General features: G+C 66.1%; 8 protein-coding genes and 1 pseudogene. 3 read left to right on the top strand and 6 right to left on the bottom strand.

From position 1 onward, the window contains the following. On the bottom strand, window positions 1–371 hold a 371-nt coding region (locus G3N96_RS36035), incomplete at its 3' end, for a hypothetical protein (RefSeq protein ID WP_206140151.1). Window positions 372–936: 565 nt separating this feature from the next. Here G3N96_RS36035 and G3N96_RS36030 point away from each other — a divergent pair. Next, window positions 937–1773: a bifunctional allantoicase/(S)-ureidoglycine aminohydrolase gene (locus G3N96_RS36030; RefSeq protein ID WP_206140150.1), complete on the top strand. Its 837-nt coding sequence runs from the start codon at window positions 937–939 to the stop codon at window positions 1771–1773. Window positions 1774–1923: 150 nt separating this feature from the next. Here G3N96_RS36030 and G3N96_RS36025 read toward each other — a convergent pair whose 3' ends face one another. Together G3N96_RS36025 and G3N96_RS36020 are read right to left on the bottom strand one after the other, a co-directional pair. Further along, on the bottom strand, window positions 1924–2322 hold the full coding sequence (locus G3N96_RS36025) for a hypothetical protein (RefSeq protein ID WP_206140149.1): 399 nt from the start codon (window positions 2320–2322) through the stop codon (window positions 1924–1926). Between the two features lie 354 nt (window positions 2323–2676). Next, window positions 2677–3471: an aminoglycoside phosphotransferase family protein gene (locus G3N96_RS36020; RefSeq protein WP_206140148.1), complete on the bottom strand. Its 795-nt coding sequence runs from the start codon at window positions 3469–3471 to the stop codon at window positions 2677–2679. Window positions 3472–3708: 237 nt separating this feature from the next. On the opposite strand from G3N96_RS36020, the gene G3N96_RS36015 reads away from it, so the two are divergent. Together G3N96_RS36015 and G3N96_RS36010 are read left to right on the top strand one after the other, a co-directional pair. Then, on the top strand, window positions 3709–5838 hold the full coding sequence (locus tag G3N96_RS36015; protein ID WP_206140147.1) for a PBP1A family penicillin-binding protein: 2130 nt from the start codon (window positions 3709–3711) through the stop codon (window positions 5836–5838). A gap of 8 nt (window positions 5839–5846) precedes the next feature. Further along, window positions 5847–6458 carry a trimeric intracellular cation channel family protein gene (locus G3N96_RS36010; protein ID WP_206140146.1) on the top strand — a complete coding sequence of 204 codons (612 nt, stop codon included), beginning with the start codon at window positions 5847–5849 and terminating at the stop codon, window positions 6456–6458. An 80-nt stretch (window positions 6459–6538) separates the two neighbouring features. On the opposite strand, the gene G3N96_RS36005 is transcribed toward G3N96_RS36010, so the two are convergent. The 3 genes and pseudogenes from G3N96_RS36005 to G3N96_RS35995 all read right to left on the bottom strand — a co-directional run. Continuing rightward, a complete protein-coding gene (locus G3N96_RS36005) occupies window positions 6539–6925 on the bottom strand; it encodes a VOC family protein (protein ID WP_206140145.1) in 387 nt (128 codons plus the stop codon). Between the two features lie 119 nt (window positions 6926–7044). Continuing rightward, window positions 7045–7866: a heme ABC transporter ATP-binding protein gene (locus tag G3N96_RS36000; protein WP_206140144.1), complete on the bottom strand. Its 822-nt coding sequence runs from the start codon at window positions 7864–7866 to the stop codon at window positions 7045–7047. Between the two features lie 19 nt (window positions 7867–7885). Then, a pseudogene (locus G3N96_RS35995) lies at window positions 7886–8668 on the bottom strand (iron ABC transporter permease); the annotation flags it as partial. Window positions 8669–8781 lie beyond the last annotated feature (113 nt).

Genomic DNA, 8781 nt, shown 5'->3' with positions numbered 1-8781 from the left:
CTTGCGGTCGCGGCGATCGTGGCTACCGCCACCGCAAGCATCGTCACCACCGCGACTGGGACTGATCGCCGCTGGCGCGGCTCGGTGCGTGAACCGCGCACCGGCGCGCCGACGGCGTCGGCACCCGACGCGAGATTCGGCCCGGCGGCCTGCCGGGCCGTCATCGCCGGCCAGACCGGCGAATACCTTCCGGCTTCCTCAGCCGCGACCCGATGCCCGATCGACGGGCCGGCAAGTTTCCCCCCTCGTTGTATTTCCCCGTTTTCCGACTCCATCGACTCTCGCGACTGAATGCGTCCGAGTAGCGCCGAGACCGTTCGCGTTCCGTTCGATTTCCGTTGACCTTGTTCTGTGGCCAGACGGCGGCTCATGACTGGCACGGTGCGGCTTGCTGCAGTGCGCACGTCGTCGCGCTCCAATCTGCGTAACCGGATGTATCGCGAACCGCGTGGGTCACTGCAGCGGCTGCGGCTTTTCATCTGCCCTGTAGCGTCCTGGCGAACGTGCGCGTCGCCGCGCCCGTCAGGATTTCCCTGATAGCCAGACCGTCGCTTCGCGCGTCCTCACCGCGTGTCGCGGCTGCCGGCTGGCAGTGGGAAATCGAATGGAATCCATCGCAACATTTAATTGGTCGATTGCGAACGACTTCGCTATCGTCGGCGATGCTCGCGTACGGCATTGCACCGTGCCGCTGGCCGCGCCTCGCCGCATGATCGCGAGCGCCACGGCCCGGTCGCCGGTCCCACAAGCATGGGCCGTCGCGTCCGAAGAACCGGACGAACCCGTCGCGAAGCCTGGCCGACCGAACGAAGGCGCATGCGCCTTCAAGCCACCCCGGCAACGATGTCCCGCCGCCGCATGCGCGCCCCACGCGCATACGTGCCGCCCGATGCCGTTGGCACCCGGGGCCGGACCAACCCATTGCCTGGATGCACTATGTCTAAGACAACGTATTACGCGCCGCACGGCGGCCACCCGCCGCAGACCGATCTGCTGACCGATCGCGCGATGTTCACCGAGGCGTACGCGGTGATCCCGAAGGGTGTGATGCGCGACATCGTCACGAGCTGGCTGCCGTTCTGGACGAACACGCGCCTGTGGGTGATCGCCCGCCCGCTGTCGGGTTTCGCGGAAACCTTCTCGCAGTACATCGTCGAAGTGAACCCGGGCGGCGGCAGCGACAAGCCCGAGCAGGACAAGAACGCCGAAGCCGTGCTGTTCGTCGTCGAAGGCGAAGCCGAGCTGACGCTGCAAGGCACGAAGCACGCGCTGAAGCCGGGCGGCTACGCGTTCATTCCGCCGGGCGCGGACTGGACGCTGCACAACGTCAGCGATGCTGCGGTGCGTTTGCACTGGGTACGCAAGCACTACCAGGCCGTCGACGGCATTCCGCTGCCGGAAGCCTTCGTGACCAACGAGCAGGACGTCGAGCCGATCCCGATGCCGGGCACCAACGGTGCATGGGTGACGACGCGCTTCGTCGACATGAGCGACATGCGCCACGACATGCACGTGAACATCGTGACGTTCGAGCCGGGCGGCGTGATTCCGTTTGCTGAAACGCACGTGATGGAGCACGGGTTGTATGTGCTCGAAGGGAAGGCTGTTTATCGACTGAACCAGGATTGGGTCGAGGTCGAGGCCGGTGACTTCATGTGGTTGCGCGCGTTCTGCCCGCAGGCATGCTATTCGGGTGGGCCTGGGCGGTTCCGTTACCTGCTGTACAAGGATGTGAACCGTCACATGAACCTGTTGCTGAATCCGGCGCGGTAAGCGTCGAGCGAGCAGTTGGATGTGAAAGCCCGCCGGTGAATGCCGGCGGGTTTTTTTGTTTCATCGTGATTCGTGCACTGAATGTCGTCGAACTACGTCCGTGCTAGACGCAAAAAGTCGATAAGCTGATTGGGTAATTCAGTATACGGGTTATCGATCGGAATCGCCGTCTGTATGCTGGTCAAGTCTGGAGTCGATTGACGACGTCGAATTTTGATTGGAATTGCTATCAGATTCAATAACCGCTACTCGATCTGTCACAGAAAGGATTTTCTCAATATCTTTGACTGAATACCCTTCGAGGTGAGTCACTTGGTTATCCTTCGTTGTAACAATTACCTTGCGACTGGCGCGTGCCTTGAGCCAAGCCGAAACAATTGTGGCAACTGCTGTTGATGACGCAACAGTTTGAGCAATGGCAATAAGTTCCCCCGATGCCATGATCCCACTGGAGAAGGTTTCAACTGGGCTGTACTTGATGGATGCTCGATTAAGTTCGGAAAGAAAGGACTCTTTGCTGTGTTTGAATAAAACAAAGGTGGTGATCATGATGCTAGATTGGATAGGGTTGAAGGAGGTGAAAAATTATTATTGATCGCTTGTGGCAATGGTTTGCATTTTAAGCTTTGTGAGAGATTGTGGGTGTTATCGAGCGCAAAGGGTTGCAAGAATTATGAGCCAGTCGTGCTTACAAAGTGCTGTTTTATTCTGCTAGGAGAGAACGTCCATGGTCGCCGATGTATGCGGCGACGTGTCACTTTCCCTCGTACGACCCCGTCCATTTTTTCCGCGATTGCCTTAAGAGCCATTCAGCCCGTTGTACGTCGTCACTTGCATAGGCCAAATGTCAGCGTCGGCGGGGCGGCACCGTGAAGGTTGTGTCGTGCGCGAGGGCGATGCTCGTCACAGACCGAGTGCGCGTGCCGCGAGCGTCGCGACCTGCAGCCGTGTATCGGGCGACAGGCCGTCTTCGATCAGCCACACGGCCGACAAACCCGACCACGCGAGAATCCACTGCAGCAACCGGCGCCTATCGAGCCGTGCAGCATTGGCCACGACTATGACACGCTGTTCGAACCGCACCTGATCGACCGCAACGTCGTGCGAAGGATTGCAGAACAGGTTCGCGTAGTCGAACGCGCGATCGCCGCGCAGCCCTTTCGGATCGATCGCGCGCCAGCCGCGATCGCCGAAATGGAGGATGTTGCCGTGATGGATGTCGCCGTGCAGGACGACTTCGTCGCTGGGCGGCCCGGCGAGCAGTTGGCGCGCGACCGTTCCCGAGCAACGAAGCACGTCATTGGCTGAAGCGTCGGACAGCAGCGCCTGAAACCAGTCATGCAGCGGCACGACCGAAGGCGGCTCCGAAGCACGATGCGCATGCAGCCGCGCGACGACATCGCACGCGATGCGCATCGCATCGTCGTCATGCCCCGATGCCGAGAAACCGGCCAGCGTCGGTTCCGGCTGCGCCCGTTCGAGCAGGATTGCATCGCCGTCATGCAGCCACACCTGCGCGGCGCCTTGCCCGTTCCACCAGGTCATCAGCGCATTGCCGCGACGCTCTTCGTTACACGTGGCGACCTTCAACATCGCCGGCCGCGATTGCCAGACGACGGGCAGCAGGCCGCCGCTCGCGGTCAGGATCGGGCCGCCGTCGGGAACGAGGCCCCACAGGCTCAAGTATCGATCGAACATCACACGATGCTACAGCCGAACCGGATGGTGCGCAGCACGGTTCGTCCAACGGTGCGTCACGCGGTCGCAGATACGACACGAACGGCCAAAGCGCACTTTCCTAAATAAAATTTAGCCAGCCAAACTTTGGCTAAAGAATGTTCCGGTTTCGCGCCATCCCTTCGACAATGCGCGCCTTTCGTGACCGTCGGTGCCTCTCGCGCACCGGCCGTCGCAGCATCGAAGAAGGAGCCCGACATGACCGACCACACCGCATCCCCGCCGCCGCCATCCGCGCCACCGCCTCGCCGCCGCCGTACGTGGCGCACGCTCGCGGGCGCGCTGCTCGGCCTCACGGTCGCCTGCGCGGGCATCGGCGCATGGACGATCCAGCGGATCTGGACACAGTTGCCGTCCGTCGAGCACCTCGCCGTGTACCGTCCCGCGCTGCCGCTGCGGATCTTCTCGCGCGATGGCGACCTGCTGGCCGAATACGGCGTCGAGCGGCGCGAGTTCGTGCCGCTCGAACGCATTCCGCCGCTGATGCGGCAGGCGCTGCTCGCGGCCGAGGACGCGAAGTTCTACCAGCACGGCGCGGTCGATTTCAACGGCCTCGCGCGTGCGACGTTCGCGAACGTCGTGACGGGGCAGCCGGGGCAGGGCGGCAGCACGATCACGATGCAAGTCGCGCGCAACTTCTACCTGACGCGCGACAAGGTGCTGAGCCGCAAGCTCGCCGAGATCCTGATGGCGACCAAGCTCGAACGCGAATACAGCAAGGACAAGCTGCTCGAGCTGTACATGAACGAGATCTATCTGGGCGAGCGCGCGTACGGTTTCGCGGCGGCCGCGAACGTGTATTTCGGCAAGCCGCTCGACGCGCTGAGCGCGGGCGAGGCGGCCGTGCTCGCGGGGCTGCCGAAGGCGCCGTCCGCGTTCAACCCGGTCGTCAATCCGGCACGCGCGACCGCGCGGCGCAACTATGTGCTCGGCCGTATGCATGCGCTCGGCCAGCTCGACGACGCAACGTATCACGCGGCCGTCGACGCGCCGATCGCGCTGGCAACCACGCCGCCGCCGGGGATCATCGCAGCGCCGTACGTTGCCGAGCGCGCGCGCCGGATGATGGTCGAGCGTTTCCACGACGACGCCTATACGCTCGGCCTCGACGTGACGACGACGATCTCGATGCGCGACCAGCGCGCGGCCGAATCGTCCCTCGCTCGCACGCTGAGCCGCCAGCCGCGCGCGACACGCGATGCGCGCAACGGGCTCGAGGGCGCACTGGTGTCGATCGACGCGGCCACGGGCGACATGCTCGCGCTCGTCGGCGGCGCGGATTTCGACCGCAACGTGTTCGACCATGCGCTGCAGGCGTATCGCCAGCCAGGGTCGAGCTTCAAGCCGTTCGTCTATTCGGCGGCGCTGGAAAAGGGCTACTTTCCGGGCGTGCTCGTCGACGATACGCAGCGCACGCTCACGCATGAGGAGACCGGCGCGCGTCCATGGCGCCCGCGCAATTTCGCCAACAACTACGAGGGCTTCATTCCGGTGCGGCGCGGGCTCATGCGCTCGAAGAACCTGGTGGCGGTCAGCCTGATGCAGGCCACCGACGCGCGCTACGTGCAGCAGCACGCGGTGCACTTCGGCTTCGACGCGCAGCGCAATCCGGCGTCGCTGCCGCTCGCGCTCGGCGCGGGCGCCGTGACGCCGCTCGAACTGGCGAGCGCGTACAGCGTGTTCGCGAACGGCGGCACGCGGATGGAGCCGCGCCTGATCCTGTCGGTGAAGCAGCGTCACGGCGGCGCGATATACGAGGCGACGGCGCCGTCGGGTGAGCGCGTCGTATCGGCGCGCAATGCGTTCGTGATGGACAGCATGCTGCGCGACGTCGTGAAGTCCGGCACCGCGCGCGGCGCGCTCGCGCTGCGCCGCGACGACGCGGCCGGCAAGACGGGCACGTCGAACGGCTCGAAGGATGTCTGGTTCGCCGGCTACTCGTCGGGCATCGTCGCGGTCGCGTGGCTCGGCTACGACACGCCGCGCCCGATGGGGCGCGCGACCGGCGCGACGCTCGCGCTGCCGGTTTGGCTCGACTACATGAAGACGGCCGTCGACGGGCGTACGCCGGTCGAGGCAACGCCGCCGCAGGACGTCGCGCTCGTCGACGGCGACTTCGTCTACGCCGAATACACGCGCGGCACGTGCACGGCCGACGTGCCGTCCTACATCCGCAGCCGCTTCGCGTGCGGCGGGGCGGCGGCAGCGGCGGTGGCTGGTGCGTCCGACGTGCGGGGCGACAACGGCAAGCCCGCCGAATCGACGCCTGCCGCGGTCGATGCGGCCGAGCGCGAACGCGTGCTCGACCTGTTCCGCACGGATGACTGACGCGCACCATGCATACGCTTTATCTGATTGCAATCGTCGCGGAAGCGATGTCGGGGGCGCTGATGGGCATGCGCCGCGGGATGGACCGCTTCGGGCTCGCGCTCGTCGGCGCGGTGACGGCGCTCGGCGGCGGCACCGTGCGCGACGTGCTGCTCGGCCACTATCCGCTCGGCTGGATCGCGCATCCCGAGTACCTGGTGATCACGCTGGTCGCGGCGACCGTCGCGTCATGGGCCGCACGGCATGTCGCGCGAATGAAGACGCTGTTCGTCACCGTCGACGCGATCGGCCTCGCGGCGTTTACGATCATCGGCTGCGACGTCGGCGCGTCGACCGGCACCGCGCCGATCATCGTCGTGCTGGCCGGCGCGATCACGGGCGTCTGCGGCGGGATGTTGCGCGACCTGCTGTGCAACGAGATGCCGCTGATCCTGCGCGAGGAACTGTATGCGAGCGTCGCGTTCGTCACGGGCGGGCTCTATGTCGGGATGCAGCATCTCGGCATCGATGCGGGCTTCGCGACGGTCGTCGCGCTGGCGGCCGGATTCTCGATGCGGATGCTCGCCGTGCGGCTCGGGTGGAAGATGCGGACGTTCGGCGCGGCGGATCTCGAGCATTGAGCGGGGAGGGCCGCTACACGCGCGGCGGCTGGGAGGTACCGGCCCGGGCATTCGGGTGAGCGCCCGGGCCGGCCGGAACGTCAGTCGGCCTGCATCACCTGGAAGACGTTGCCTTCGGGATCGATGCCGTCGTACATCGTGTACGCGAACCCGTCATAGCGTTTGAGATCGCGCACCGTCACGCCGCTGCCGGCCAGCCGGTCGCGGTGCGTGCCGATGTCCTGACCGATCGAGAACACGAGCTTCACGTGACTGGTTTCCGCGCGCGCTTCCGCATCAGCAGGCACCGCGTGGCGGAACGCCGGGCCGGCGAGATGCAGCGCGAGTTCGATGGCGCCTGCGCCGAGCACGGCCCACTCGTTTTCGATTTCCTCGACGACGGGCAGATCGAAATACTGCTGGTAGAACGACTTCAGCGTTGTGACGTCCTGGACGTACAGGATGATGCGGGTCATCGGAAGCGGCATGGGGGTCTCCTTGAAGGGGATGCGCGAAGCGCGAATGATGCGTTGGGAAAGCCGTTGCTATCGATTGGACATGACATCGCGCGGCGCAATGCTCACGCGACACGCGACACGCGCCCGCGCTACGCGGGCACCATCACCGGCGGCGCACCGTCGCCGGTTTCCACCATCTTCACCGCGAATCCGTAGCACTGCGCGATATGCGCCGGCGTCATTACGTCGCGCGGCGTGCCGTGCGCGACGATCGTGCCGTCGGCGAGCATCGCGATCGTATCCGCGTGCCGAGCGGCGAGGTTCGGATCGTGCACGATCGCGAGCACGCCGAGCTGCCATTCGCGTGCAACGGCGCGCACGGTTTCGAGCAGGCGATGCTGATGCGCCAGATCGAGCGCGGCGGTCGGCTCGTCGAGCAGCAGGTAGCGCGGGCCGCTCTCGATCGCATCGTCGTCCGGCCACAGCTGCGCGAGCACGCGGGCGAACTGCACGCGCGCGAGTTCGCCGCCCGACAGCGTCGTAACATCGCGGCCGACGAGCGCATCGGCGCCCGCGCGTTCGAGCGCGCGCCACGCGATCTCGCGATCGCGATGCGACGTCACACCGCTGCGCCGCGCATGCGGATAACGGCCGAGCAGCACGATTTCGTCGACGCTGAACGGGAACGCCGGCTGCGCGGCCTGCGGCAGCACCGCGCGCAGGCACGCGAGCCGCGGTGCGTCGATCCGTGCGAGCGGTTCGCCGTTCAGCGTGATGTCACCGGTCACGCGCACGCCGTTCGGCGCGATGCCGCCGGTGAGTTCGCCGGCGAAGGTCTTCAGCAGCGTGCTCTTGCCCGCGCCGTTGCGGCCGAGCAGCGCGGTCACGCGGCCGGGTTCGATCGACAGCGACAGGTCGCGCAGGATCGCGTTGTGTCGACGGGCGACGTCGAGGTGATGGGCGGTCAGCATGATCGTCGTGGAAGAAGGGTTAGCCGCCGAGCGCGCCGCGGCTCTTCCACAGCAGCGCGAGAAAGAACGGTGCGCCCAGCAGCGCGGTGAGCACGCCGAGCGGAATTTCCGCGGGCGCGGCAACGGTGCGCGCGGCGAGATCGGCCGCAAGCGTCAGCAGCGCGCCGAGCAGCGCGGCGCCCGGCAGCACGACGCGCTGGTCGGGGCCGCACGCGAGCCGCACGCAATGCGGCGCGACGAGCCCGATGAAGCCGATGATGCCCGCGCACGACACCAGCGCGCCGACCGCGAGCGCGACCGCGACGAGCACGCGCCGCTTCAGCCGCTGCACGGGCACGCCGAGGTGCAGCGCCTCGGTTTCGCCGAGTTGCAACGCATTCAGCGCGTCGCGTTCACGCGCGAGCAGCACGCAGCCGATCGCGACGCACGGCGCGACGGCCGCCAGCGCGGACCATTGCGCGCCGCCGAGGCCGCCGAGGCTCCAAAACGCGAGCGAGCGCAAGTCCGAGGCGGCGGCGACGAACGTGAGGAGCACCACCGCGCGGCGCAGCACGGGCACGCCGGGGTGCAGCGCCTCGGTTTCGCCGAGTTGCAACGCATTGAGCGCGTCGCGTTCACGCGCGAGCAGCACGCAGCCGGTCGCGACGCACGGCGCGACGGCCGCCAGCGCGGACCATTGCGCGCCGCCGAGGCTGCCGAGGCTCCAAAACGTGAGCGAGCGCAATTGCGCGTCGTCGGCGACGAACGTGAGGAGCCCGATCGCCGCGCCGACCAGCGCGTTGATCGCGATGCCGGCGAGCAGCAGCAGCGGCAGCGCGAGATCGGAAGAGCGTCGTGTAGGGGCAGAGTGTTTGCCGATGTGTATCTCCAGGTTGGCTCTGTAGCATGAACAGAAACTATAGGACTAGTACGATA

The sequence above is a fragment of the Burkholderia sp. Se-20373 genome (genome assembly GCF_017104705.1).
GTDB lineage: Bacteria > Pseudomonadota > Gammaproteobacteria > Burkholderiales > Burkholderiaceae > Burkholderia.
This window is presented reverse-complemented; position numbering and strand designations above follow the sequence as displayed.

Excerpts from the sequence above, each read along its gene's own strand:
- G3N96_RS36025 (WP_206140149.1), bottom strand. The coding sequence starts at position 2,322 with ATGATCACCACCTTTGTTTTATTCAAACACAGCAAAGAGTCCTTTCTT.
- G3N96_RS36020 (WP_206140148.1), bottom strand. The coding sequence starts at position 3,471 with ATGTTCGATCGATACTTGAGCCTGTGGGGCCTCGTTCCCGACGGCGGC.
- G3N96_RS36015 (WP_206140147.1), top strand. The coding sequence starts at position 3,709 with ATGACCGACCACACCGCATCCCCGCCGCCGCCATCCGCGCCACCGCCT.
- G3N96_RS36010 (WP_206140146.1), top strand. The coding sequence starts at position 5,847 with ATGCATACGCTTTATCTGATTGCAATCGTCGCGGAAGCGATGTCGGGG.
- G3N96_RS36005 (WP_206140145.1), bottom strand. The coding sequence starts at position 6,925 with ATGCCGCTTCCGATGACCCGCATCATCCTGTACGTCCAGGACGTCACA.
- G3N96_RS36000 (WP_206140144.1), bottom strand. The coding sequence starts at position 7,866 with ATGCTGACCGCCCATCACCTCGACGTCGCCCGTCGACACAACGCGATC.
- G3N96_RS36030 (WP_206140150.1), top strand. The coding sequence starts at position 937 with ATGTCTAAGACAACGTATTACGCGCCGCACGGCGGCCACCCGCCGCAG.